This is a genomic window from Betaproteobacteria bacterium (assembly GCA_016720065.1).
Taxonomy (GTDB): domain Bacteria; phylum Pseudomonadota; class Gammaproteobacteria; order Burkholderiales; family Rhodocyclaceae; genus SSSZ01.
Map to the genome: position 1 here is coordinate 283427 of JADJXY010000001.1, position 24673 is coordinate 308099.

The window sequence follows — 24673 nt, forward strand, 5'->3', positions numbered from 1 at the left end:
CGCCAGGGAGGCGCGGAGGGGTGGTGGGCCCGCAGGGGCTCGAACCCTGGACCAAAGGATTATGAGTCCCACTCCTCTAGACTTCGAAAAACCTCTTAGGTGGTTGATTGTAAAGACAATGTATAGAAATCAGAACGAGCGACAAGCCGCGGATCGATGACCAGATCGGGACCATATGCCACCGGAAGTACCGGAAATGGACCGAAGGACGTTCCCGCTTATGCAGCGTTGTCCATCGGGTTAATGACTGGAAGTGTCCCGTAATTCATCAGTCGCCGGCGAGGTCGGCACCATCGGTGTTCTCTGCGTCAGGAGTTTCGAAGGCTAAGTGCCCTTGGCGATCGGCCGGGTCGCGTTCCAGCTCGAAAGTACGAATAACCTTCAAGCCAAACTGCTTGGCGATCGTGCAGATGTGTCCGTCATCAGCGTAAATCGCCTCAACTCGCTCGACACTTGCAATCGCCACAATCTGTCGGTCGAATTTGACCTTGGCGCGGATGTTTTCCTTCCCTTTCGCTTTCAGTCCAAATCGAGAGATCGCATCAGCACATTCGATAGCGGCACGTGTGTCAAAAGGGGCGACCCGAAATGGGCTCGTCTGGAGGATCTGGATGTATTCATTTGCGGCATCACCAGCGTGGACAAGTACCTCTGCCAGCACTGGCGCGGGAATTATGACCTTCGTCTTGTTCTTGCTAAGCGTCTTGATCAGGAACTCAACGCGCTGCTTGGCATGTTCAAGCGGCAGATTGGTTTCAGGGTCAAGCGGGGGTCTCGCGTCCGGCTGAAGCGCCAGCAGAAGGGTGCTGGTATCGAACAGGACGGTCAAATTAGTTACTCCGCAGCTTTTGCCAAGCCGAGAGCGGATCTTCCATCCGCTTCCAGTCACTACCTTCGACCGCCTGTAGCGCCGCCACAGCCTCGATCAGGCTTCGCTCTTCAATCGGTTCAAACCCCTGCACGCTGAAGCTTTCCAATTCCCACACAGCTTCCTCATTCCGGCTCCAAGTCCCGGTTCCGGTTACGCGGACCGGGCAGAAGAGGTGATTGGCCATGCTTTTAGCGACATCGCGGCTGGTAGTGACCAACTTGTAATCTTGACCATCCGGTCCGACAAGCTGAATGTGAATCGTCCGATCCTTGCCGCCAACGCGAACAATTTCCCCATCCAGTACGCCAGCTTCTCTGATCGGCCCGATACGTTTGGGAATCTGCTCGTCAACGCCTGGGAACTTGAATATTTGCGCGGTTCCTCGCTTCAACGTCCCGCGCGCACCGTCTTCCCGGAGCAGTGCGTTGATGTTGCGGATCGACCGCAACATATCACTCGGTGCGTCGGCGCGATGAGCTAACGCGAGGCGTTCACTAACCCGCTGAACATCATCGCGGTCAACATGGGCAATGACATGGGTACTGCCCTTCCGCAACTTGCCAAAATGGACACGCTCCGAGCTACCCATGAGGGCGGCGAATTCCAGCATGTACCTCGCCAGACGATCCATAGGAATCGTGGCGGGCGTGTATGCCGTGATGCGCAAGTCGAAGTCGCAAATCTCTTCCATGATTACTAAATTATATAGACCTGGATGACCTCTGTATGTAGCTAGATTCCCTCCGGGAAAACGCTCAAAGGCCGAACTCGCCCGCCCATAGGAGTAGCACAAATGGAGCGTGGTGCAAGCCCCCCCCCCTCGCGCCATTTTCAATTCCGTACAGGCTCGCCAAGTGAGCCTCACGAAAAATTACGGGTATCCGTAATCCGTGGTTGATCGCCCCATCGCCTACCGCAATGCAGCAAGCTGGTTCGCATCTCTTGCGGACTCAAAAAAACGGGAGTGGCTCTGTTCGACCCACAACGGTCTGATGATGTTCGCAAGCCAGATGGCGGCTTTCCGATCCTGAACCTGCCTGTTGAGCTTTGATGCTCACCGTCTCCGCTTCGGCCAATCCGATCATTGAGGTGTGTCTCCACTAACGGCCGCAAGGTGCAGGTCTGCTGACAGTCATGATCCACCGCTCGGGACTTACTCCATTGCGGCCATTCTTTTTACCGTTCGCTCCGAAGTGGTCGTGTATTTAAGGGTGCCCCTTCTTTTCCGTACGTTGGGCTAGCGCAGTCGCCGCATTGGCGGATTACCTACGCCACACCAACGGTATAACTCATTACCGCTGCATACCCCGAAGCGACGCGCTAGCTTCCGCAATGACCACGGTTGCCGAAACTGCGGAGACTGCTGAAGCACTGCGCCTGCGCTCGTCATTTTTGGGCCGTTTGTAAGGTATTCGATCGAGGATCGACTATTTCGCAGAAGCGCTGATAGCCGAGCGTCAGGCTTCCACTACTTCCTTTTCATCAACAACATCAGGAGTGCCATTTAATGAAACCACCTTTCGTATTCGCCGTTGCAGCCGTTGCCGTCCTCTCTGCCGTAAATGCCTTTGCGCAATCGCCCGCCCCGGTGGACCCTTCTGCCTTCGTTGATCAGTTTGAGGCCACCTTCGGCAAGTTCGAGGATACCGCCGGTCAGGCGCCAAGGGCATTTGTGCGATGGGCGAATTCGTCGGCACCTGCAGATGCCCGCTCTCTTTCCACCGCCTCGGCCTTCAGCGGCAAACCGGTGCCCGTGATCGTGCGCTTCTCAGTCGGAGGTGCCAATCCGAAGGCGCCTGATAACGCCAAGTCACAACGCAACATGGCGCTGCAATTCGATCTGCCCGGCGGTGAGCAATGGCAGATGGGCAATATTTCCGCTCCCGTTTTTGGCGCCTCATCGCCACAGCAATTCATCGCGCTGGTTGCCTCCCGCCAGCCTGACCCCGCAACCAAGGCTGCCGACCCCGCCAAGGTCAAGGCATTCAATGAGGGCAACCCCGATGTGCTGCTTTTGCCAAAATACCTGGCTTCGCAGCCCGTGCCGGCTAGTTTCGGCAGCATCAACTACTGGGGTGTGCATGGCTTTGGCTTCGTCGCTGCCAACGGTACAAAGCAATTCGGCAAGTGGATTTTCGAGCCCGCTGCCGGCGTCCAGGGCCTGAGCGACGAAGAAGCCAAGGCCAAAGGCCCAAGCTTCCTTTTTGATGACTTGCGCCAACGGGTCAAGGAAGGCAAGGTCGCGTTCAACTTCAATCTGGAACTGGCTCAGCCGGGGGACAAGATCGATAACGCGACGGTTCCGTTGCCGCAAGGCCGCAAGAAAGTCACGCTGGGAATGCTCAAGATCACTTCGGTATCGGATGACGCGGGCGGTCCCTGTCTCAGCATCACTTACAACCCCATGATTCTGCCCAAGGGTGTGGAAGCTTCGGCTGACCCGATGCTGGCCGCGCGCGCAGCGCCTTATGCAATTTCGCTGGGACGTCGCTTGGGCGAGGGTGCCAAGCAGTAGTGACTGCCAACATAAGGCCGGGTGGTTCACGCCGATCCTGAATCGGCAGCCCGGCAGCAATTTCATGTGTGTTGCAGGCCGAGGGTCGCCTAGTCATTGCGCCCTGCCTGGAATTCCCTAAGCATGGATTCCCACGATGCGCGCGAACTGGTCGAAGAACAGGCAATACGCGGCAATCGGCAGTGGCAGGCCGAGCAGTGTTCCCACCAGGTAGTTGGGGAAGCGAACGCCAGATAAAGCGAGCGCGACATTGAGCGCTGGCAGGGTTTGAAACATCAGGCGGAGGACTACCACGCAAGCCACCGGCTTTGCGTCCAGGTGGGCGAAGGCGCGCTTTGCGACTGGATGTTCGAATTCGCGCAGCGCATTGCCGCCGATCTGGCGGACGATCATGAAGGCGACAACGCAGGCCATCGATGCGCCCAGCCAGGTCGCAATGCCGCCATATAGGGGACCAAGGGCGAGTACCGCTGCGGCGAGGAATATCCAGCCGGGCACAAGCAGCAGGTTGCCGAGCGCGAAAAGTGCAACGAATATCGTGAACCCGCTGGCCGGGTGCATCAGCAGTTTGTCGCGGATCGCCGCCAGCGAAAAATGCTCGTTCAGGCCGAACGAGGCAACGCTACCGGCGAGCAACGCGAGGAAGGCGAGTACGGCCAGCAGGCGGCCGTGCCGCGAGAGCAGCGTGCGTTCAGGCACGCCGTTCATCCACCTACCCCGGGGATCCCCGAAAGCGGGTTGGGTAGCAGGTCGAGTGTAATATTCTTTGGATTCAGCGTGAGTGCGTCGGGCATCCTGAGTGACACCAAGGGACGATCTAAGCCAACCATCAGGGGTAGGGCATTGGCGTTGGCTGTTCTTGATGATGAAGCAGACGATGCAAGCATTCTTGATGCGAGAGACGGTCATCGCATTACACCGCAGTTCATTCAGCGCTTATGGTCATCTGAAGACGGTTCACCCGCAACTCGTCATAGCCAGTTGTATGCTGCTTACATTGCATACACTGCGACCCCGCAAGCCAATTATCTCCAGCGGTCTCACAATCCTTTGGCCCCGCGAAGTTTTCACGCGGCATTAAGAGTGCCATCCGATAGGGGGGCGTTAACGCCGCGAACAGTGACCTACACGGAACGAAAAGGTCTTGAGTCCTACTATTGTGGCGGGGAAGTTTACTACGAGCGCCTGCGAGGTCTTCCTGGAGATTTCTGTGTGGATTTCCCGTTTCCGATTCAAGGTGATGGTGAGGGCCTTGACTCTGCGATTGCACGTCATGCCGCTATACGCTGGCAGATGATTGGTGACGCGATTCGTTCCTATTTGGTTGCAGGTGCAGCAAGGTTGTATTTAAGCGGTTGTCGGTTGTCAAATGTTCCGTCGGTGCCTGTTTCGCTCGATGCACTTCGCAAAGCCCTGCCTGCGACTCATAGCATGCTTTATCACCCTTCCGCCCTAAAAGAAGCACATTTTGCTGGGGCGGAAGATATCGCGCGCTGGTCGAGGGCGATTCCAGGTCGTGAATCCGAAGTTGTTCTGCCGATCGACGAATCCGGTGAGCCGCTTCTTTCTGTTGATGAAACCGGCTTATTGCGCCGCCTCGATTTCGAGGAGGATCGATGGGAAAAATGGTTATCATACAGTTCCTCAACTAGCTTTTTTGCGCACTCCCCGTAGTGAAGTTCCCGGTGACAATTCGGGCAAATGGCAACTGCATTTGTCGTCGTATCGGCACCCTTTTCCGCCAATTTCTGGACGTGGTGCACCTCCAGGTACGGAATGCCATCGGCCCCATTGAAAGGAGCCGCTTGTCGACAGCACTCACAAATGCCGCCTGCCTCCTTTAGGGAAACTCTGCATAAGTAACCATCATGCAGCGCAATTTGAGAAAATGACGGCATTGTCATTGAGTTGATGAGACAGATGAAACCGATGAAGCAACTGAGCCTGGCCGAGACGGGTTTTTTGCCGAAAGCCGGCAAGCAAACCCGCAAGGCAGTGTTCCTGGCGGAGATGGAAACGGTGGTGCCGTGGTCGCGTCTTGAGTCGCTGATCGAGCCGTTCTACCCGAAAAAGGGAAACGGCCGCCCGCCGATGCCGCTGGGCACGATGCTGCGGATTCACTTCATGCAACAGTGGTTTGGTTACTCGGACCCGGCGATGGAAGAAGCCTTGCACGACGTGCCGCTGCTGCGCCAGTTTGCCGGACTGGATGCCTTCGAGGATGTGATGCCAGACGAAAGCACCATCTTGCGCTTCCGCCATCTGCTGGAGAAGCATGACCTGGCGGTGGCGATCTTTGCCGAGGTCAACGCGGTGTTGTCGGAGAAAGGGCTGTCGATGAAGCGCGGCACGGTAGTCGATGCAACGCTGATTGCAGCACCGAGTTCGACGAAGAACGAAGACAAGAAGCGTGATCCAGAAATGACGCAGACCAAGAAGGGCAATCAGTGGCACTTCGGGATGAAAGCCCATATTGGCGTCGATGCCGACAGCGGCTTGATTCATACCGTGGAATGCACGACGGCCAAGGTTGCGGACATTGCGATGATGGAGAAGTGCCTGCACGGGGAAGAAGCCATTGCGCTCGGTGATCGCGGCTATCACAAGAAGAACCGGACGATTGACGAGTTCCAGAAGGAAGGCAATCTGTCTGTTCTGACACCGACCAAGAAGCCGGCTGGCGGAGCGCTGACTGAGGAGCAGAAGGCGTTCAACCGGATGCTCTCGGCGGTGCGGGCAATTGTTGAACATCCGTTCCGGGTAGTGAAGCGCCAGTTTGGCTTTGTGAAAGTTCGCTACCGTGGTCTGGCGAAGAATACGGGGCAGATCGTGACGCTGTTTGCGCTGGCAAATTTGTGGATGGCTCGCAAGCGATTGTTGCCCTTGGTGGGCGAGGTGCGCCCGTGAAACGGGAAATGCAGGGAAAACTCCTGGATTTCACGGTCAACGGTCGAAAATCGCCTGTTTTTCATCTTTTTTATGACAGCCTGCGCGGAAATAGCCGGTTATTCAGAGAATCCTTAGAACCCAGGCTTTCACCGAGGCATCTCGTTGATACTGGGCAATCGATGTGATGACGACCTTCGGGTTGTGGCTTCCCGTCGGCAATGGAAGCATCTTTTTCTTTACGTCCTCGCGGACGGCGATCTCAAAGGCAACCACTGGAACCACCGGTTTGCCTTCCAGTTCAGCAATTAACTGCTCGATCTGGGCAGCAACGTTTGCACCCACGTTTTTGGCCGGCTTCAGACCGGACAACCAGTCCCTGCCCATGAGAGACATGACGTAGGAGATGTTCTGCATCCGGTACTCGAAGGACTTGGCTGTTCTGCCAAAACGCCTGCCCAGGTCTTCGTAGTAACCCTTCTTTGTAAACGAGGTGCCGGACCGGTCCAACTGCTGCATCTTCAGATAAGCGGATACGGACGCACGCAGTTCTTCTTCTGACCAATGCCTCCCGCCCACTGACTCCGTCACCGCAGACTCACCGGACAAATACGGTTCCCACTGAAACAATTTTGACTTCTCAATTTCCGAACGCCACCAATGGAAGTCGTCAGCCTTCCTGCTGAACAATTTGAAATACCCGTCGCCTGGCATCCAGGACGACTTGTCGATAATCAAGCCCGTGATGGCTGGTTTGCCGGTTTTCGCTGACCAATCCGCCAATGAATTTAGCCCTTGGTGTTTCAGGCTTTCGCCAAAAGTGGGACCCTCTTGCTGAAGAGCGAGCGCGTCATGAACGTCCTTGTAGCTGATGTACGTTCGCGGGTCATTGGGTTTGACGCTCGCTAATCGAGAGACGAGAAGCCTAAGAAGGCGAAGCCCGCCGTCGTCGAGAATCGCTGTCTGTTCTGGCACGTTAGTTCTCCATTTGTTGCAATAAGCATACAACAGAGGAGTGGTAGTGGGCTCTGTTCAGATCAATTTAACTGAATCGCCCGCCAGGGTCAGATGACCTGCTCAACGAACGTCATGGCATTGCTCATCACGGTCGAGGCCGGTATCGATCCGCAAAATGAGGCGATGTTCAGACTGCGGCAACATGGTCAACGCAAACAAAAAAGCCAACCCCGAACGAGGTTGGCTTTTTGCTTTTTTGGTGGGCCCGCACGGACTTGAACCGTGGACCAAAGGATTCGACCGAGCCTTGATTTTCATCACAAGCGGGAAACCCCGCCTGACACTCGTCGGACTATCTTATCGCCTTCGACACCGATCTCTCGGTTCGGTCAGGCGTCGGGCGCTCAAGGCGGTCATTAAGGAAACTCAATTCCTCCGCTAGTCTCTGCACCTTCCGGAGCTGTAGCCCCGGCTTGGCTCAGGGTTGCCGTACGCACATTACTGCGCGCTTAGGTTTCCCTGAATTCACCCGATTTTCGATCGCCATTTCTGACGAAAGTCACAATTAACTTATGAGTCCTCTGCTCTAACCAACTGAGCTACAGGCCCGAAACTGCAATTCTACCGGCATGCCCTGATTGGGTGTGTCGGCATTTTGTCGTCCGTCCCAAGACTGGACCAGAAATGGACCAGACGACTCTTTTACTGCTCTTCCAGACCGACCGAAATCTGTCTGTAAGCCTTGCTACACAAGGGCCTCTGAAAATGCTCGGTTGAAATGTCAGAGGATTATGAGTCCTCTGCTCTAACCGACTGAGCTACAGGCCCACCGGAAGTCTTTGCTGCAAGATGACCGAAGGTCGGTCGGGGGTATCGTCGGGATATCCTGCCGGCGGCGCCGGGGGCGCTCCCGACGACGAGGGCCGTGCGGCTTGTGGCCCTCGTCGGTTCTGGGGATTACGCGGAGGGTGTCATCGCGACTTCAGCCGCTATTGCTGTCGAGGAAGCTGCGCAGCTTGTCGGAACGGCTGGGGTGGCGGAGCTTGCGCAGGGCCTTGGCTTCTATTTGGCGAATGCGCTCGCGGGTGACGTCGAACTGCTTGCCGACTTCTTCCAGGGTGTGGTCGGTGTTCATCTCGATGCCGAAGCGCATGCGCAGCACCTTGGCTTCCCTGGGAGTGAGGGTGTCCAGGATTTCCTTGGTGACGCCGCGCAGGCTGGAATACATGGCCGCGTCGGCGGGCAGCAGGGTGGATTGATCCTCGATGAAGTCGCCCAGATGGGAGTCGTCGTCGTCGCCGATGGGGGTCTCCATGGAGATGGGTTCCTTGGAGATCTTCATGATCTTGCGGATCTTCTCCTCCGGCATTTCCATCTTCTTGGCCAGGGTGGCGGGATCCGGCTCGGCGCCGGTTTCCTGGAGGATCTGGCGGCTGATGCGGTTCATCTTGTTGATGGTCTCGATCATGTGCACCGGGATGCGGATGGTGCGGGCCTGATCGGCGATGGAGCGGGTGATGGCCTGACGGATCCACCAGGTGGCGTAGGTGGAGAACTTGTAGCCGCGGCGGTATTCGAATTTATCCACCGCCTTCATGAGGCCGATGTTGCCTTCCTGGATGAGGTCCAGGAACTGTAGGCCGCGGTTGGTGTACTTCTTGGCGATGGAGATCACCAGGCGCAGGTTGGCTTCGGTCATTTCGCGCTTGGCGCGGCGGGCCTTGGCTTCGCCGGTGGACATCTGCTTGTTGATCTCCTTGAGATCCCTGAGCGGAATGCCGATGTGATCCTGCAGGGCGATGAGCTTCTTTTGCTCTTCCTTGATGGCCGGGGCGTTGCGGGTGAGCACGACGCCGTAGGTTTTGGGCGCGGCTTCGATTTCCGCGTCCACCCAGGTGAGGCTGGTTTCGTTGCCGGGGAAGACCTTGATGAAGTGCGGGCGGGGCATCTTGACCTTATCCACGCAAATCTGCTGAATCTTGCGCTCGGAGCGGCGCACCCGCTCGACCATGTCGCGCACCGAATCGCACAGGCGTTCGATGGAGCGGGAGGTGAAGCGGATATTCATCAATTCGCCGGAAATCTGCTGTTGCAGCTTCAGGTAGTTTTTGTCCTGGGGGCCCTTGGACACCAGGGCCTTGTGCATCTTGACGTGGAGTCCGCGCAGGATGGTGAAGCGTTCCAGGGCGTCGGCCTTGAGTTGCAGGAGCGAGGCGGAGACGGCAGCGCCGGCGTCGCCTTCCTCGTCGCCTTCTTCCTCGTCCTCGAGTTCGGCTTCCTCGGCGAGTTCGGCGGCGGGTTCCGCTTCGACGGCATTGGGGTCGATGAGGCCATCCACCAGCTCGTCGATGCGCATTTCCTCGCGTTCGACCTTGGCGGCCATGTCGAGGATTTCGGCGATGGTGGTGGGGCAGGCGGAAATGGCCTGGATCATGTGCTTCAGGCCGTCCTCGATGCGCTTGGCGATCTCGATTTCGCCTTCGCGGGTGAGGAGTTCGACGGAGCCCATTTCGCGCATGTACATGCGCACCGGATCGGTGGTGCGGCCGAATTCAGAATCGACGGTGGAGAGGGCCTGTTCAGCTTCTTCTTCTACTTCTTCGTCGTCGGCGACGGCAGGGGCGGTTTCCGACATGAGCAGTTCTTCGGCGGCCGGGGCCTCGTCGAAGACCTGGATGCCCATGTCGTTGAAGGTGGAGATGATGGACTCGATCTGCTCGGCATCGACGACGTCGTCCGGCAGGTGGTCGTTGATCTCGGCGTAGGTCAGGTAGCCGCGCTCCTTGCCCAGCTTGATGAGATTCTTGAGGCGGGTCTTGCGCGCTTCGGCGTCGATCGGGGCCGGAGCTTCAGTCATCGCGCCTTCGAGCAGCGCCTTCTCGGCTGCCCGGGCCGACGCCTTGCTGGCGCGTGCCTTGGGGGCGTCTTTCGCAGGGGTTTTTGCCTTGGCCATCACCACGATCCGTAAATTGGGAAAACCTCAAATTCTACCACAACTTAGCCTCTTTTTGCGGGGTTCGAAAGGAGCCGCAGGTATTCCTGTTTTTCCTCCGTCGACAGACCCGTCACTCCAAGCCGCTGGACCTTGGCTTGCAGGGCGGAAAAGGCCCGCTTCTGGGCGCCCTCGCGAAGCTTGTCCAGGACATCGGCGAACTCGGTCTCGGCTTCGCTGGCGTCGAGCGGCTTGCCCAGGGCTTCCGCGGCCACCTGGTCCAGGGCGCCTTCTTCAGGGTCGCCTCGCAGCCGCTCCCGCAGGGTGGCGTAGCTGTCTGCGCCGCTGTTAGCCTCGGCGGCCAGGCGCCGCAGTAGACTTCTTTCGGGCAGGTCGCCCAGCAGGTCGACCGGCAGGCGGGCTGCGAGTTCGGGCCGTTGGAGGATCAGGCGGAGCAGCCCGCGCCCGAGGGATGGGGCGGCCCGCGGGGCACGGGGCGGTGGTGGGGCGGAAATGGACTTGAGATCGCACAGTCGCTCCACTTCGGCCTGCGCGAAGCCGCTGGCCTCGGCCAGGCGCTTGACCAGTTGCAGGCGTAGCAGGGGCGTGGGCAGGCGGGTGAGCAGAGGTTTGGCCTCATAGACCAGTCTGGCCTTGCCTTCCGAACTGGTCAGGTCGCAACGCTGGGCGAGTTCGCGCAGGAGAAAATCCGAAAGGGGCATGGCCTCGGCCACCAGGCGATCGAAGGCAGCCTTGCCGCGGGTTCGGATGAAGCTGTCCGGGTCGTCTTCTTCGGGCAGGAAGACGAAGCCCAGGGACTTGTTGTCGGCCAGGGCTTCCAGAGAATTTTCAAGGGCGCGCCAGGCCGCCTTGCGGCCGGCGTTGTCGCCGTCGAAGCAGAAGACGATGCGGTCCACCTGGCGCAGCAGCTTCTGCACATGGGTGGCGGTGGTGGCGGTGCCCAGGGTGGCCACCGCGTTGCCTACGCCGTTCTGGGCCAGGGCGATGACGTCCATGTAGCCTTCGGTGACGATGGCGATGTCGGTTTCCCGCAGGGCCTGACGGGCCTGGGGCAGACCGAAGAGCTCGCGGCCCTTCTCGAAGAGCGGTGTCTCCGGCGAATTGAGATACTTGGGCTCGCCCTGGTCGATGATGCGCCCGCCGAAGGCGATGATGTCGCCCTTGGGATTGACGATGGGGATCATCAGCCGGTCACGGAAACGGTCGTAGCGCCGGCCGCTGTCGTTGTCGATGACCAGGCCCGCGGCGTGCAGGGCCTCGGCGTTGTAGTCGGGGAAGACGGCTTGCAGGTTCTGCCAGCCCTCCGGTGCGTAGCCGACGCCGAAGCGGGCAGCGACCTCGCCGGAGAGGCCGCGCTTCTTGCAATACTCGATGGCCCGGGGCGAGCGCTTCAGTTGTTCCTTGTAGTAGGCGGCGGCCTGGGCCATGACCTCGATGAGGGTGCGGGTCTGGCCCGGTTTTTCGTCGTGGAAGGCGCGGCCTTCGGCCTCCGGCACCTGCATGCCGCTGCGGCCGGCCAATTCCTTGACGGCGTCGATGAAGCCGATGCCCTGGTATTCCATGACGAAGCCGATGGCCGTGCCGTGGGCACCGCAGCCGAAGCAGTGGTAGAACTGCTTGGTCGGGCTGACGGTGAAGGAGGGCGACTTCTCGTTGTGGAAGGGGCAGCAGGCGGCGTAGTTGGCCCCGGCCTTCTTCAGGGGGACGTAGCTGTCGATGAGGTCGACGATGTCGACTCGCGCCAGCAAATCCTGAATGAAGGATTCCGGAATCACGGCGCGTTCAGCCTGCCACCGCCGCCTTCACCTGCTTCGAAACCTCGCCCATGTCGGCCTTTCCGGCGAGACGCGGCTTCAGGATGCCCATCAGCCTGCCCATGTCGGCCGGACCCTTGGCGCCGGTTTCGGCCACGGCGGCGGCCACGGCGGCGGCGACTTCCTCGGGGCTCATCTTTTCCGGGAGGTAGGCGGAGAGTACGGTGATTTCGGCCTTCTCGACGTCCGCCAGGTCCTGGCGGCCGCCGGCTTCGTACTGGCTGACGCTGTCCCTGCGCTGCTTGACCAGCTTTTCGATGATTGCGGTCACTCCGGTATCGTCGAGTTCGACCCGCTCATCCACCTCCTTCTGCTTGATGGCGGCAAGCAGAAGGCGAATGGCGCCCAGGCGCGCGGTTTCCTTGGCCTTCATGGCCGATTTCATGTCGTCGGTGATGCGGGTTTTGAGGGTCATTGCGCGGGCTGAATGGTGAAATGTGAAAGATGAAACGTGGCGAGGTCGTGGCAGCGGAGAGGCCTCCTCGCTTCACGTTTCACAAACAAAAAAGCCGCCAGCGGTTGAAGCGGGCGGCTTGCTCTGCGTGGCGAAGAACTGGGTCAGTACAGTTTCGGCGGCAGGGTCATGCTGCGGATGCGCTTGTGGTGACGCTTGACGGCGGCAGCCTGCTTGCGCTTCCTCTCGGAGGTGGGCTTTTCATAAAACTCACGGGCGCGCAGCTCGGTCAGGAGACCCGTCTTTTCGACAGTGCGCTTGAAGCGGCGGATGGCCACTTCGAACGGCTCGTTTTCCTTGACACGAATGTTCGGCATAAAAATCACCCCCTTCCGTCAGGCGCCCGCCCGGTCAAGTAGGGGGCGGTGCGCGCAATTCAACTCCGCGGATTCGCGGAAAAGCCGAGCAGTATAGGAGACAACTCCCTGATCCATCAAGTGTTATTTGGCGGTGGTGATAGAATCGCGGCCCTATGCTGATCCTTGGCGTCGAATCCTCCTGCGACGAAACCGGTGTCGCGCTGTACGACAGCGCAGCCGGGCTGCTGGCCCATGCCTTGCACTCCCAGGTGGCGATGCACGCCGAGTACGGCGGCGTGGTCCCCGAGCTCGCCTCCCGCGACCATATCCGGCGGGTCGTACCGCTGCTGCGGGAAACGCTGGAGCGGGCGGGGAAGCCCCTGGCCGCCATCGACGCCGTAGCCTACACGCGGGGGCCTGGCCTGGCAGGCGCGCTGCTGGTGGGCTGTGCCTTTGCCGAGGCCCTGGCCTTCGCCCTGGAGCGGCCCACGCTTCCGGTCCATCACCTGGAAGGCCATCTGCTCTCGCCCCTGTTGTCCCGGGAGCCCCCAGCTTTCCCTTCGTCGCCCTGCTGGTCTCCGGGGGGCATACCCAGCTGATGCGGGTCTCCGGCGTAGGACGGTACGAACTCCTGGGCGAAACCCTGGACGACGCTGCCGGCGAAGCCTTCGACAAGAGCGCCAAGCTCCTCGGCCTGCCCTATCCTGGCGGCGCCCTGCTGTCCCGGCTGGCCGAGGCGGGGCAGCCCGGCAGATACGAATTGCCTCGCCCCATGCTGCATTCCGCCGATCTCGACTTCAGCTTTTCCGGCCTCAAGACCGCCGTGCTGACCCTGGTACGGGAGCAGGGGCAGACACCCGGCGAAACCTTCAGGGCCGACGCCGCCCGCGCCTTTCAGGACGCCATCGTCGAGGTGCTGGTGAAGAAGTCCCTCAAGGCTCTGAAGCAGACCGGCCTCAAGCAACTCGTCGTCGCCGGTGGGGTAGGCGCCAACAAGCAATTGCGCGGCACCTTGGACGAGGAAGCCCGCCGCAAGCGCTTCCGCGTCTACTACCCGGAACTGGAGTTCTGCACCGACAACGCCGCCATGATCGCCCTGGCCGGCTGCCTGCGCCTCCAGGCCGGCGCCCCTGCCAAGCCCGCCGGCAGCTTCGCCGTCCAGCCCCGGTGGCCCTTGATGGACATGAGCGATGCCGCGCTGAAATAGGGGGCGCCGCCAGCGGCGTCAATCAGGTGCGGGCGTGGAAGACGGTAGTGTTTGGGCTTCGAACTCGCCGCTGTAGCGGAAGACCTCGCCGAACAGCGGGTGGGTCAAGCGGAAATCCATGGCAAAGCGGGTTGCGTCAAGCGCCTCCTCGACAATGGTCGTGTGGCCGACCGAGGGCCAGCCATTCCGCACTCGGCACCCGCCAGCGCCACAGCCGTGCGACGAAGCGCACGCCCCGATAGTGCAGATGCTTACCGACCACGTAGGGGCGCTTTGGACGCAACGCGCTGCCGCCCATCTCCCGAAACGGGTGGCCCAGTTGCCGGCGGTGCGGGAGCAGCGGAAGTCCTGCCAGGAATCTCGGGTGGCGCCACTAGTGGCCGCTCACTTTCAGCCATTCAGCCCGCCAGTGATCGTCTGTCGCGGCACATCGATACGGCGGTTCGACTCTACGAGCGGTTGGCGGGGGCGACCCGGCGCGCCACCCAGTAAGTCGCCCCCTCGTCCCCGTAGCGCTCGCTATGGGCCAAGTCCTTGTCCAGGGCGAAGGCATCCCCGCGCCGGAGGTGGCGGCAATGGTCGTCTATGGTGAGCCACATCTCGCCGGCGACGACCAGGGCGCGCAGGGCGAAGGGGTGGGCATGGGTCTCGACCAGGCTTCCTGCGGGCCAGGTTCGTTCGAGGACTTCGTCGTACCCTTCGGCCCGGGCCAGGGCTGCGAATTCGGAAAAAGAGGGAATTTTCATGGCGACCTCGTCGGCGATGAGGGCGCGGTCAGGGATCACAAACTGTGCTTCCGGCGACCGGGGGCGGCGCCGGGCCTGTCGCGCCCACGACCTCAGTCTAGGCGCCGGATGCCGGGGAATGAAGGGGCAGCCGGAGGGCTCAGGCCTTTTTCTTGGCCCCGATCTTGCCCTCCTGCCCGGCCAGGAGGCGCTGGAGGTTGCCCCAATGCTTGCCGATGAGGGCCAGGGCGAGAACGCCCACCACCAGGAGTTCGCCCCCGGCTGATCGGGCCAGGCCCACGTAGAGCGGCGCCGCAGCGGCGGCGACAACGGCAGCCAGGGAAGAATAGCGAAAGGCGAAAGCCACCAGGATCCAGGTGGCCAGGACGGCGAGGCCAATGGGCAAGTCCAGGGCAAGGAGCACGCCGGCCCCGGTGGCGACGCCCTTGCCGCCCTTGAATTTGAGGAAGATGGGGAACAGGTGGCCAAAGAATACGGCCAGCCCCACCAGGCCGACGCCAGTCTCGGAAAACCCTGCTGCATGGGCTGCGAAAACCGCGACCCAGCCTTTCAGGGCATCGCCGATCAGCGTAAACAGGGCCGCCTTCTTGTTGCCGCTGCGCAGCACATTGGTGGCCCCGGGGTTGCCCGAGCCGTAGCTGCGCGGATCGGCAAGCCCGAACACCTTGGAGGCGACCATGGCGAAGGGAACCGAGCCCAGCAGATAGGCGGCGAGCAGGGCGAGGGCAAGTTGGGCGGCGGCGGGCATGGGGCGGGGGCGCTGGGGTAAAATCGCCACAGATTTTACACTCCCGCCCACGGTCGGCATGGACATCATCTTTATCGAGGAATTGCGGCTATCCACCTGGGTTGGCATCTACCCCCGGGAAAAGGCCCTGCCGCAAACCATTGAACTCTCGCTGCACATCGGCGTCTCCACGGCCTCCGCCGGGGCTTCGGACGACATCCGCGACACCGTCGATTACGCTGCCGTGGTCGAACGTCTGCGGGCTGACCTTGCGGGGGCCCACTTCAACCTGCTGGAAAAACTGGCCGAGCACGTCGCCACCTTTTTGCTGGAGAATTTTGCTGCCCAGTGGGTCCGCGTATCGGTGGCCAAGTTGGGCATGCTGCCCGGCGTCAGGCGGGTGGGCGTCATCATCGAACGCTCCGTCTGACCTCCGCGCGCTGCCCGGTTGCAAAGGGCGCCGCCGACGATCCGGTCCGCGGGCGCTTCCGCAAGCCTACAGGGCGACTTCCACGGTCACGGGTTCCAGGGTGCGCAGCAAGTCGTGGGGGTGGATGCCGACCAGGAAACCCCGTCGCCCCCCGTTGATGTAGATGAGGGAAAGGTCGAGGATGCCCTTCTCCACATAGACCGGAAGCTTCTTCCGGGTGCCGAAGGGGCTGGTGCCGCCGACCAGAAAGCCTGTATGGCGGTTGGCCACTTCAGGCTTGCACGGTTCCACCTTCTTGCAGCCGATACAGCGCGCGAGTTCCTTGGCCGAAACCTTGCGATCGCCGTGCATGAGCACGATGAGGGGCCGCGCGGCCTCGTCCTCGAAGACCAGGGTCTTCACCACGGCGTGCTCGTCCACGTTCAGTTCGCGGGCCGACACCCGGGTTCCGCCATGCTCCTCGTAGGCGTAGAGGTGGGTGGAGAAAGGCACCCGGTGGGTCTTGAGGAACTGAGTGGCGGGGGTTTCCGGCGGGTGATCGGCTTTGCTCATGGGACGCACTCTGGGGGAACAAAAAGGATTTTACCCCGGCCAAACCGGCATGAATCCATGCCGTACCCCGCGCACTGCACAGGAGCTTCCATGGCCGTCTTATCCTCCTCAAGCCACCCCCGGGCCGCTTGGGCACGCGGAATTGTCTCCGGCGGGGCCCGTCTTGCGCCCCGACAGGGCTGAGTACCCGTTCGTCCGCGCGGCATGGAGCCAAAGCTCATTCCCCTGCGTGCCGACACCCTGCGCATCCTGCGCACCATGGGCGAGCATCGGCCCATCCTGATGTTGCGCGGCGATGACGACGGCTACGGAACGCGCTGGTTGCTCGACGGCGAGCAGATTCAGCCCGTGATCGCCAAGTACCTCATGGCAGGAGGGTTCGTGTGCGACCGCGGCTCCACCGAATTCGGGGCCCGCTGCCTGGGGCTGACCGAAGCCGGGCGCAGTTTTCGCGCCCGGGGGGAGCGCTGGTGGTCCGGGCTGGGGTTTTTCGAGCGGCTGGCGGTGACTTTGTTTGGCTGAGCGCCAAGAGTGTTGCAGCCTGGCGTTTTGCTGAACCCTGGGGTGCCGCCTGGAGGGCGTGCACCCCTACAGAAAGCGTGTGGCGAGAACGCTCCCCCACACGACGGCCAGATTGATCAGGGAGAGCAGGACCGCCGCGCTGCCGATATCCTTGGCGCGCTTGGACAGAAGATGGTGTTCCAGACCGACCCGGTCCACCGTGGCTTCGACGGCGGAGTTGAGCAGTTCGACGATTAGGACGAGCAGCAGGCTGGCAATGAGCAAGCCCCGCTCCAGGGCGCTCACGGGGAGGGCGATGGCGATCACCGCCAGGGGAATACCCAGCCAGACCTCCTGCCTGAAGGCGGCTTCGCCCCGATAGGCAGCAGCCAGGCCCGCAAGGGAATGGCCCAGGGCGGCCACCACCCGGTCCATCCCGGTGCGGCCCTTGCCGGGGGCCACAGCCCCGGAATTCAGCGTCGTGGAACGCTTGCCGTCACTATCGCTCAAGAGCACTTCCTTTTTTTATGGCTGCGGACACAGGGCCCGGGATGCGGGACTCGCAAGTCCACCCGGCGTCTCCCACGAGACACCAGCGCAGACTGGCGGCGAAGCCACCGCCCTCCAGATTCTCGATTTCCAGACGCGCCCCGTGCAGTTCCGCGATACGGTGCACGATCGCCAACCCCAGGCCGCTCCCTTCAGCACTGACGTCGCGGCCCCGGTAAAAGCGTTCGACCAGACGGGACAGTTCTTCCGGCGGCACGCCTGGACCATCGTCGCGCACTTCCAGCAGCGGCTGGCCGAAATCGGCCCCGGCCCGAACCGTGACGCGGCTCCCCCGGGGGGCGTAGGTCAAGGCATTGTGCACCAGATTGCGCAGGGCCGCTTCCAGCAGATCCCGGTCGCCGGGAACCGTCGGTACCGAGTCGGCAGTGACCTGTTCCAGGGCGATGCCGCGCTCCCGCGCAATGCGCTCAGCATCTTCCACCGCATTGCGTGCCAGATCGGCCAGATCGACGGGTCGCGGATCACCCAGTTTCTCCAGGGGATCCAGGCGGGCCAGGCGCAAAAGCTGCTCGACCAGACGGGTGGCGCGATCCGCCCCCGCGATCACCTTGGTCACCGCAGTCTTGCATTGCTGCGGGTCGCCAGTGGCCAGGGCTACCTGGGCGTGAATCTTGAGCGCCGCCAGAGGCGTGCGCAGTTCATGGGCGGCGTCGGCGGTGAAACGGCGCTCGTTGTCCAGAGCCTTGGCCAGCCTGTCCAGGAGCCGATTGAGGGCGACGACCAGAGGTCCGGTTTCCCGCAAGGTGGTCGCCGGAACCAAGGGAGACAGGTTGCCGGGGAACGGGCTGCCACGTCCCCCGCCAGTTCGTCCAGGGGTCGCAGGCCGCGCCGCACGGAGAAATAGATGAGCGCTATGAGCAAGGGCAGCAGGAAGGCCAGCGGCAGAACCGTCTTGGTGGCGATCTCCAGCGCCTCCTTGTCGCGTTGCCGGATCGACTGCGCGATGAGTGCCCGGTGCCCGCGGTCGCCGGTTTCCAGAACGACGGTGCGCCACAATTGCCCGCCCTGCTCTACATTGCTGAAGCCGAGCGCGCGACCGACGGGACCGGTTGGCGCCAGATCGGAGCGTGCCAGAACGAGGCCGTCCCCCCGGGTCAGCACGAACTCCAGGGCAAGCTTGTTGTGACGGGGCTTCATCCCCCGTACCGTGGCCAGGGCTGCGGCAAATTCCGCGAGACGGGGTGATTCGTCACGGGCCTGGATGAGTACGAGGCGGCCTACCTTGACCAGCTCGCCATCCATCATTTCCTGAACTTCATGGCGCGCCTGGCGATAGGTCAGGAGGGCGGCCAGCACGTAGATCACCCCGGTGGCAAGGGAAACCATGACCAGGAGGCGGCGACGCAGGGAAGCCGGCTGCTCCCCCAACAGGGGGGCGGCGGCAAAGCGGTTCATGAGGCACCCTCTTCACCTTCGCCCAGACGATAGCCGAGGCCGCGCAGGGTGCGGATGAAGCCGGTGCCGAGCTTCTTGCGCAGGTGGTGGATGTAGACCTCGACCGTATTGCTTTCCACCTCGCCTCCCCAGGCGTAGAGGCTTTCCTCCAATTGGCTGCGGGTGCGCAACTGGTTGCGGTGACGGAGAAGATCGTGCAGTACGGCGTATTCGCGGGCCGAGAGAGCGACTTCCTCCTCCTCGCGTCACGCGCTTGCTGGCGGGGTCAGGCTTACTTCGCCGTGGGTCAACAGCGGCAGGGCGGTGCCGCCGGCCCGCCGCGTGAGTGCCCGCAGGCGGGCCTGAAGCTCCCCCAGGTCGAAGGGTTTGGTCAGGTAGTCGTCGGCGCCGGCGTCCAGACCGGCAATCTTGTCCGCTGCCGTATCCCGGGCAGTGAGCACCAGAACGGGCGTATTGCCGCCCCTCGCCCGCAGTTCCGCGAGGACGGCGAGCCCGCCCTTCTTGGGCAGGCCGAGATCGAGGACACAGAGGTCGTAGGCGTGATCGAGGAGCGCCAGGCGGGCGGACTCGCCGTCCCGCACCCAGTCGACGGCGTAGTCGGCCAACAACAGGCCGGCCTGAATGCCGTCGCCCAGGAGTTCATCATCTTCGACCAGCAGAACGCGCAACTATTTTCCTTCCTTGGCCAGTTTGGCCAGCAGGGCCTCGACCTCACCGCGCCGGCCGCTGTCGGCCAGTTCGCGGCCGGGGCGCGGCGGCGCCTTGAGGGCCGCCTCAAGATAGGGCCGGGCCTCGCCGGGACGGGAGCGGTCCAGGAGATACTCGCCGTAAAAATAATTGGGGTCAATGCCGGACGGGTTGATGGCGAGGGACTTGCGGAACAATTCCTCGGCCCGTGCCTTGTCGCCGAAACCGATGGGCCAGCCCGGCACCTTGGCGTAGAGCGTGGCCAGACTGGTATAGGCCGATCCGGCCAGCGCCTTTTCGTCGAGCTTCAGGGCATCCTCGAAGCGCGTCCGGGCTTCCTTGGCCAGTCCCAGTGCCCCCAGGCCGCCCTTGGCACCTGCCTGGCTGGACAGGGCGATCCCCTCCCAGATGAGGATTTCCGCCGTGCCCGGATGGGCCTCGGCCAGCTTGCGGGCCTGCTGCACCAGGCTCTGGTAGGCCTCCTCCTGCTGCTTCTCGGGGGTCTTGTACTTGATTTCCGCCCAGCGGTCCTGAAGGGGGCGAATGAGTTCCTCCGGAGAGGCGGCACCGGCGGTCGCGCTGGCGAAGAAGGCGAGAACGGCGAGAAAACGGAAGAATTTCATCGGAAACTCCAATCAAAGTGAAAGACGCGCAGCGTCTCGTTCATCTCCCTCCTCCCGCGCGGCGGGAGAGGGGCTGGGGGAGAGGGGGGCCAGGGCGTGCCGCTTGATCACCGCCAGCTTGCCGGCCAGACCGCGGTCGATGAGGGCCGGCGCGACGCCGTTGAGCCAGGCGAAGAAACGTTCGGGAAACCCCAGGTGATGCTCGCCGCCTCCCCGTTCCAGGGCGGCGACGACCTGGCGGGCTACGGCCTCCACGGAATCGCTGGGGTTGCCCAGATCCCGGTTGAGGGCGACCACCGCCGCGCTGTTGAGCGCCGTGTCGATGGCCCGGGGGGCGATGTGGACCACGGCCACCGAGGTGTCGGCCAACTCGCGCCGCAGGGCCTGGGAGAAACCGCGCAGGCCGGCCTTGGCGGCGGAGTAGGCGGCAAACCCGGCGAAGGGCAGGCTGCCGAAGGTGGAGCCGATATTGACGATGGCCGCCTGGGGCCGGGCCTTGAGCCAGGGCAGCAGGGCGTGGGTCAGGCGCAGGGGCGCCGTGAGGTTGGTGGCCAGCAGGGTGTCGATTTCGCCCCATTCGTGCCGCTCGTAGAGGCCGAAGCCCCCGACACCTGCGTTGTTGATGAGCACGTTGGCGCGGAATTCCCGGGCGGCTCCGGCAGCGGCGGCAACGCCTTCGGGCTGGGTCAGGTCGGCCCGCACGGTGGAATGGGTAATGCCCTGAGCCCGGGGCAGGCTGCGGCCGATTTCGGCCAGGCGTTCCGGGTCGCGGCCCGCCAGCAGCAGCGCGGCGCCGGAGGCTGCCAGTTGCTGGGCCAGGGCGCCCCCCAGGCCGCCACTGGCGCCGGTGAGCAGAATGCGTGCGCTGGCGAGGTTCATGATGCCCCCTCGGCGAACACTGCGCCGTAGGCCGGCAGGGCGCGGAAGATATCCCCGTAGAGGCGGAAGAACACCCGGGCGGCACGCAGCACTTCGGCCTGGTCGCCGGGTTCCATGGCATCGACCAGAAGGGCCAGGTGGCGCGTGTGCTCCTGATCCAGGGTGCCGTGGGAGCGCAGATAGGTGAAGGCGCCGTCCGGCAGTCCCAGGGAGGCCTGGATGAGGTCGGCCGCGTTCAGGGCGAGGGCCACGCTGGTGCCTTCCAGCACGTAGACCATGCCGAAAAAACCGGCCGGATTGCCGCGGTTCACCAGATCGTAGGCGTAGGCCACCATCAGTTCGGCGGGCAGGTCCGGGGCGCTGGCCCGCACGGCAGCAGGGTCGCCGCCCGCGGCGCCGATGTCGTTGAGGATCCATTCCTCGTGGCCGATTTCCTCCTCGATGTATTCGGCCACCGCCTTGCGCAACCAGGCCAGACGTTCGGGCAGACGCCCCCCCAGGAGCATGAGGAGAGGCGTGGTGTGACGGACATGGTGATAGGCCTGGGCAAGGAAGGCGAGGTAACTGGCCTTGCGCACCCGCCCTTGCAGGCAGTCGTGGATGATGGGCGCGGCGAGCAGTTGCCGGCGCTCGGTGGCCGTCATCTCGGTGAGGGTTTCATAAAAGGACATCGGCGGTTTCCTTGCGCAGGGTTTGCGGAATCGATTCGTAGAGCGCCGCCAGCGCGGCGGCATGGGTTTCCTGAACGGCGCCGCGACGGGGGCGACCGTTGCCGGTGGCCATGCCGTTGGCGAAAGTGAGGGGGGCGCTGCTCACCCAGCCTCCCACCCGGGCGTAATCGGGGAGTCCGGCGTTGGCGGCGGCCACCGCTGCGGCGAGATCGTCCGCCGTGGCGCCGGGGGCCGGCACCAGCACGGCCCATAACCAGGGCCGGGCGTCGCCTCCGACGACGGCCTGCTGCACCGCGGCTTGGGCAAGGAGCGCCGCCTCGATCCATTCCGGCGAGACGTTGCGCCCCCAGGAGGTGACGAGCAGGTTACCCCGCCGGCCGGCCAGGGCGAGGTGGCCGGTACCGCCGAGACCGCCGAGGTCGCCGGTGGCATGGGGGCGGAATCCGGCAGGGTCGGCGGGGGCCGGCTCGCTCCCCAGATAGCCGAGGAAGGCCCGGGTGGCGACAATGACCTCGTCTTCGACGACGGAGACGCGCGCGTGGTCGAGGGGGCGGCCGCAGTCGTCGCCGTCGTCGCCGGGGCGGTTGAGGCTGACCACGGAACCGCACTCGGTCAGCCCATAACCCTGATAAGCGGGGATGCCCAGGTGTCGGGCCCGGGCGAGAATGCTGCCGTCTACCCGGGCACCGCCGACGGCAACGAAGCGCAGACTCTCCGGTGCCGGGCTGCCCGCCCTGGCCCGCAGCAGGGTCCAGGCCTTGAGCAATTCCGGCACCAGAATGAGCGAAGCCGGCTGCCGCTGTGCGATCTGCTCCTCCAGTGCGAGGGGATCGAAGCCGGCCATGCCGCGCCAGCCCAGGGCCGCGAGCCCGGGAAGATGGACCTCCGCCCCCGCGAGCAAGGCGGCGTGCAGACCGGCGACATTCTCGAGCAGGAGCGAAAGAGGCAGCACGGCCAGGTGGCACGCGAGGGGCATGTCCGCCAGGCGGGCCGCCACCGCCGCCGCTGTATCGGCCAGGCCGGCAGCGGCCAGGCACACGCCGCGCGGGGCGCCCGTGCTGCCCGAGGTGAAGGACAGCTTGGCGGTCCCCGCAGGCAGCAGCGCAGCACCCTCCAGGGGCACACGCTGCATGCGGATCAGTCCCAGATCGCGGCCGGTGATGGCAAAGCCGCGATCCAGGGCGCCGATGCGTTCCGGTTGGTCGGTGAGGATGCAGTCTGCCCCCGTGGCATCCAGGACGTGGGCCAGTTGCGTGCCCTGAAAGAAGGTGGGCAAAGGCACATGGGGAACTTCGGCCGCCAGGGCGGCAAGCTCGGCCAGCGCCCAGGCGGGGCCGTTGTCCGCCAGGACCGCCAGGGCGCGGCACCCGGCCAGCCCGGCCGCCAGATCGTCGATAGCGGCCAAGGTATCGCCCGCCCTCCAGGTGCTTTGCTCACCCACCAGGACCGGCGCCTCCTTGGGACGCGCTGCCAGGGCAGCGCGCAGCGGTTTCCAGGCCGGGTTCAACCTAGAAACCTCAGTTGGACGAGCCCGGTGGTGCGGTCGGGCGGGTGTCTGGCGCGAAGCGACGACGCAGCAGGCTGAAGCCTGCAAGGAGGAGCGACAAAGCCAGGCGCCCACCCGGATGCGCCAACGGGCACGTAGCGATGCCACCCAACGGGTGTGCGATTCGGTGGGGTGCGAAGTTCCAGGGCACAAGACATTCCGGGTATCGACAAGCGGTCAACTGAGGTTTCTAGGTTCAACGCCACCTCCCGCTGATCTCGACCCCTTGGCGCACGCGCCCGGCGACCACCACCGGGCCGGCGTCGTAGTAACTTCCCCAATCGGCGGCTTCGTCGCCCAGCCGGGAGGGATCGGCCGGCGCCAGGGCGAAGAGCGGCAGCCCCAGGCGGCTGAACAGGCGGACCAGTTCCGCCGTGGCCGTAAAGACCACCCATTCGAAGCCCAAGCGGTCCAACTGACGGGCCAGGGCCAGGATCACATGGACGCTTCCCCCCGAGCGGGTGGAAGCCAGATTGCCCACCTCGACGATGCGCTGCCGGCTCACCGCCTGGGAGGCGAGATGGCCCAGGGCCTCCTCGACCGGGCGGTCCAGGTAGCGTTCCAGAAACAGGGTCTCGTGACCGGCGGCCCGCCAGCCCGTGGCGGCGACGACCTGCCCCGCTTCCTCGAAGAACACCAGATTGGGCGCAAAGCTGTTTACCCGGGCGCCATAGCGTTGGGCGAACACCTCCCGGATGAAGCCCTCGGCGACACTCCGCCGGGGAGCACCGGGCGGGGCGTGGACCGAGGTCACGGCACCGGCGCCGCTCCCCAGTCGGTCGAACAGGCTGTGCCTGGCAGTCTGCATGGCGAATTCCCTTCTGATTGGATGGGCGGAGTGTCGCCCGCCATCCTTAAAGGGTTCTTAACCATATCCGCGGGGGAGGTCCGGGGTTGCGGACTGTTCATTGATCCTCGGCCGGCCCGGAAGCGGCTGAACCCTGGGGTTCCGCCCTGAGGGCGGGTGACTTTCTCTTGCTTCGCCAAAAGAAAGTCACCAAAGAGAAGGCGACCCCAGGGTCGACGCCGGGCTTTGCCCGGTCCCTTGCGCTACTCGGGTTTCCGGGCGGGTCGCTAAACTCGCCTGCGGCTCGGACAACGCGACCCGAAGGCCCCCGGAAGCCCTGCGTTGCTCAGCGTCTTCCATGGGGGGAGGGGCGTCCGGGCTGTGGGGCCGGGCGGCTAGCTTTGGTAGCCCCCAACGGGGGCCTCCGACCCAGGGGTGGCTTCTGGCTACTTTCTTCTTGCCACTCAAGAAGAAAGTACGCCCGCGCATCAGGCGCGGAAACCATGGGTTCAGAAAAACGGTCAGGCCGGGGAGACCAGGAATGAGTCGTCCGGTTTCTCCGGGGACAGCAGCCCGCATTTACAGCCCGCGAGCGCAGGTCGA

The 24673-nt window shown here is 63.2% G+C and carries 22 protein-coding genes, 1 tRNA gene and 4 pseudogenes; 5 read left to right on the forward strand and 22 right to left on the reverse strand.

The genetic code is table 11. From position 1 onward, the window contains the following. Window positions 1-268: 268 nt before the first annotated feature. Window positions 269-829, reverse strand: a complete 561-nt coding sequence (locus IPM73_01340; GenBank protein MBK8916739.1) for a hypothetical protein — start codon at window positions 827-829, stop codon at window positions 269-271. Window position 830: 1 nt separating this feature from the next. Beyond that, window positions 831-1562, reverse strand: coding sequence for an MFS transporter (locus IPM73_01345; GenBank protein MBK8916740.1), 732 nt, complete (start codon window positions 1560-1562; stop codon window positions 831-833). Between the two features lie 816 nt (window positions 1563-2378). On the opposite strand from IPM73_01345, the pseudogene IPM73_01350 reads away from it, so the two are divergent. Then, window positions 2379-3386, forward strand: a pseudogene (locus IPM73_01350) (catalase family peroxidase). Window positions 3387-3503: 117 nt separating this feature from the next. Here the strand turns inward: IPM73_01350 and IPM73_01355 are convergent. After that, on the reverse strand, window positions 3504-4094 hold the full coding sequence (locus IPM73_01355) for a TVP38/TMEM64 family protein (GenBank protein MBK8916741.1): 591 nt from the start codon (window positions 4092-4094) through the stop codon (window positions 3504-3506). Between the two features lie 731 nt (window positions 4095-4825). After that, window positions 4826-5290 carry an HNH endonuclease gene (locus IPM73_01360; protein MBK8916742.1) on the reverse strand — a complete coding sequence of 155 codons (465 nt, stop codon included), beginning with the start codon at window positions 5288-5290 and terminating at the stop codon, window positions 4826-4828. 25 nt (window positions 5291-5315) lie between these two features. On the opposite strand from IPM73_01360, the gene IPM73_01365 reads away from it, so the two are divergent. Beyond that, complete coding sequence (locus IPM73_01365) at window positions 5316-6293, forward strand: IS5 family transposase (protein ID MBK8916743.1); 978 nt, start codon at window positions 5316-5318, stop codon at window positions 6291-6293. Window positions 6294-6395: 102 nt separating this feature from the next. Here the strand turns inward: IPM73_01365 and IPM73_01370 are convergent, their stop codons facing one another. The 6 genes from IPM73_01370 to IPM73_01395 form a co-directional block, all read right to left on the reverse strand. Beyond that, complete coding sequence (locus IPM73_01370; protein MBK8916744.1) at window positions 6396-7247, reverse strand: HNH endonuclease; 852 nt, start codon at window positions 7245-7247, stop codon at window positions 6396-6398. Window positions 7248-7981: 734 nt separating this feature from the next. Next, window positions 7982-8057, reverse strand: a tRNA-Ile gene (locus tag IPM73_01375). A 154-nt stretch (window positions 8058-8211) separates the two neighbouring features. Beyond that, window positions 8212-10182, reverse strand: coding sequence for an RNA polymerase sigma factor RpoD (rpoD, locus tag IPM73_01380; GenBank protein MBK8916745.1), 1971 nt, complete (start codon window positions 10180-10182; stop codon window positions 8212-8214). 44 nt (window positions 10183-10226) lie between these two features. Next, complete coding sequence (locus IPM73_01385; GenBank protein ID MBK8916746.1) at window positions 10227-11957, reverse strand: DNA primase; 1731 nt, start codon at window positions 11955-11957, stop codon at window positions 10227-10229. Between the two features lie 7 nt (window positions 11958-11964). Further along, a complete protein-coding gene (locus IPM73_01390; protein MBK8916747.1) occupies window positions 11965-12411 on the reverse strand; it encodes a GatB/YqeY domain-containing protein in 447 nt (148 codons plus the stop codon). Between the two features lie 143 nt (window positions 12412-12554). After that, window positions 12555-12767: a 30S ribosomal protein S21 gene (locus IPM73_01395; GenBank protein MBK8916748.1), complete on the reverse strand. Its 213-nt coding sequence runs from the start codon at window positions 12765-12767 to the stop codon at window positions 12555-12557. Between the two features lie 155 nt (window positions 12768-12922). Between IPM73_01395 and tsaD the strand changes: the two are divergent. Further along, a pseudogene (tsaD, locus tag IPM73_01400) lies at window positions 12923-13956 on the forward strand (tRNA (adenosine(37)-N6)-threonylcarbamoyltransferase complex transferase subunit TsaD). Window positions 13957-13974: 18 nt separating this feature from the next. On the opposite strand, the pseudogene IPM73_01405 reads toward tsaD, so the two are convergent. From IPM73_01405 to plsY, 3 genes and pseudogenes are all read right to left on the reverse strand, one after another. Then, window positions 13975-14254, reverse strand: a pseudogene (locus IPM73_01405) (DUF4166 domain-containing protein). 151 nt (window positions 14255-14405) lie between these two features. Next, window positions 14406-14702, reverse strand: a complete 297-nt coding sequence (locus tag IPM73_01410; GenBank protein ID MBK8916749.1) for an AraC family ligand binding domain-containing protein — start codon at window positions 14700-14702, stop codon at window positions 14406-14408. 139 nt (window positions 14703-14841) lie between these two features. Further along, window positions 14842-15450, reverse strand: coding sequence for a glycerol-3-phosphate 1-O-acyltransferase PlsY (gene plsY, locus IPM73_01415; protein ID MBK8916750.1), 609 nt, complete (start codon window positions 15448-15450; stop codon window positions 14842-14844). Window positions 15451-15508: 58 nt separating this feature from the next. Between plsY and IPM73_01420 the strand changes: the two genes are divergently transcribed. After that, window positions 15509-15859: a dihydroneopterin aldolase gene (locus tag IPM73_01420; protein MBK8916751.1), complete on the forward strand. Its 351-nt coding sequence runs from the start codon at window positions 15509-15511 to the stop codon at window positions 15857-15859. 66 nt (window positions 15860-15925) lie between these two features. Here the strand turns inward: IPM73_01420 and ybaK are convergent, their stop codons facing one another. Continuing rightward, window positions 15926-16411, reverse strand: a complete 486-nt coding sequence (ybaK, locus tag IPM73_01425) for a Cys-tRNA(Pro) deacylase (GenBank protein ID MBK8916752.1) — start codon at window positions 16409-16411, stop codon at window positions 15926-15928. A 204-nt stretch (window positions 16412-16615) separates the two neighbouring features. Here ybaK and IPM73_01430 point away from each other — a divergent pair, with 204 nt between their 5' ends. Next, window positions 16616-16933, forward strand: a complete 318-nt coding sequence (locus tag IPM73_01430) for a hypothetical protein (protein MBK8916753.1) — start codon at window positions 16616-16618, stop codon at window positions 16931-16933. A gap of 66 nt (window positions 16934-16999) precedes the next feature. On the opposite strand, the gene IPM73_01435 is transcribed toward IPM73_01430, so the two are convergent. The 8 genes and pseudogenes from IPM73_01435 to IPM73_01470 all read right to left on the reverse strand — a co-directional run bounded on the left by IPM73_01435 (window position 17000) and on the right by IPM73_01470 (window position 24091). After that, on the reverse strand, window positions 17000-17347 hold the full coding sequence (locus IPM73_01435) for a diacylglycerol kinase (protein MBK8916754.1): 348 nt from the start codon (window positions 17345-17347) through the stop codon (window positions 17000-17002). Between the two features lie 64 nt (window positions 17348-17411). After that, window positions 17412-18224, reverse strand: coding sequence for a hypothetical protein (locus tag IPM73_01440; GenBank protein ID MBK8916755.1), 813 nt, complete (start codon window positions 18222-18224; stop codon window positions 17412-17414). A gap of 649 nt (window positions 18225-18873) precedes the next feature. After that, window positions 18874-19545 (reverse strand): annotated as a pseudogene (locus IPM73_01445) (response regulator). Further along, on the reverse strand, window positions 19546-20187 hold the full coding sequence (locus IPM73_01450; protein ID MBK8916756.1) for a hypothetical protein: 642 nt from the start codon (window positions 20185-20187) through the stop codon (window positions 19546-19548). It abuts the pseudogene before it with no gap. A 12-nt stretch (window positions 20188-20199) separates the two neighbouring features. Next, window positions 20200-21066, reverse strand: coding sequence for an SDR family oxidoreductase (locus tag IPM73_01455; protein ID MBK8916757.1), 867 nt, complete (start codon window positions 21064-21066; stop codon window positions 20200-20202). Continuing rightward, the gene (locus tag IPM73_01460; protein ID MBK8916758.1) at window positions 21063-21737 is read right to left on the reverse strand and encodes an iron-containing redox enzyme family protein; all 675 of its coding nucleotides are present in this window, start codon (window positions 21735-21737) and stop codon (window positions 21063-21065) included. Before IPM73_01460 ends, IPM73_01455 begins: the two co-directional genes overlap by 4 nt. Continuing rightward, window positions 21724-23223, reverse strand: coding sequence for an AMP-binding protein (locus IPM73_01465; GenBank protein MBK8916759.1), 1500 nt, complete (start codon window positions 23221-23223; stop codon window positions 21724-21726). Before IPM73_01465 ends, IPM73_01460 begins: the two co-directional genes overlap by 14 nt. 256 nt (window positions 23224-23479) lie before the next feature. Beyond that, window positions 23480-24091, reverse strand: a complete 612-nt coding sequence (locus tag IPM73_01470) for a thermostable hemolysin (GenBank protein ID MBK8916760.1) — start codon at window positions 24089-24091, stop codon at window positions 23480-23482. Window positions 24092-24673: the final 582 nt, after the last annotated feature.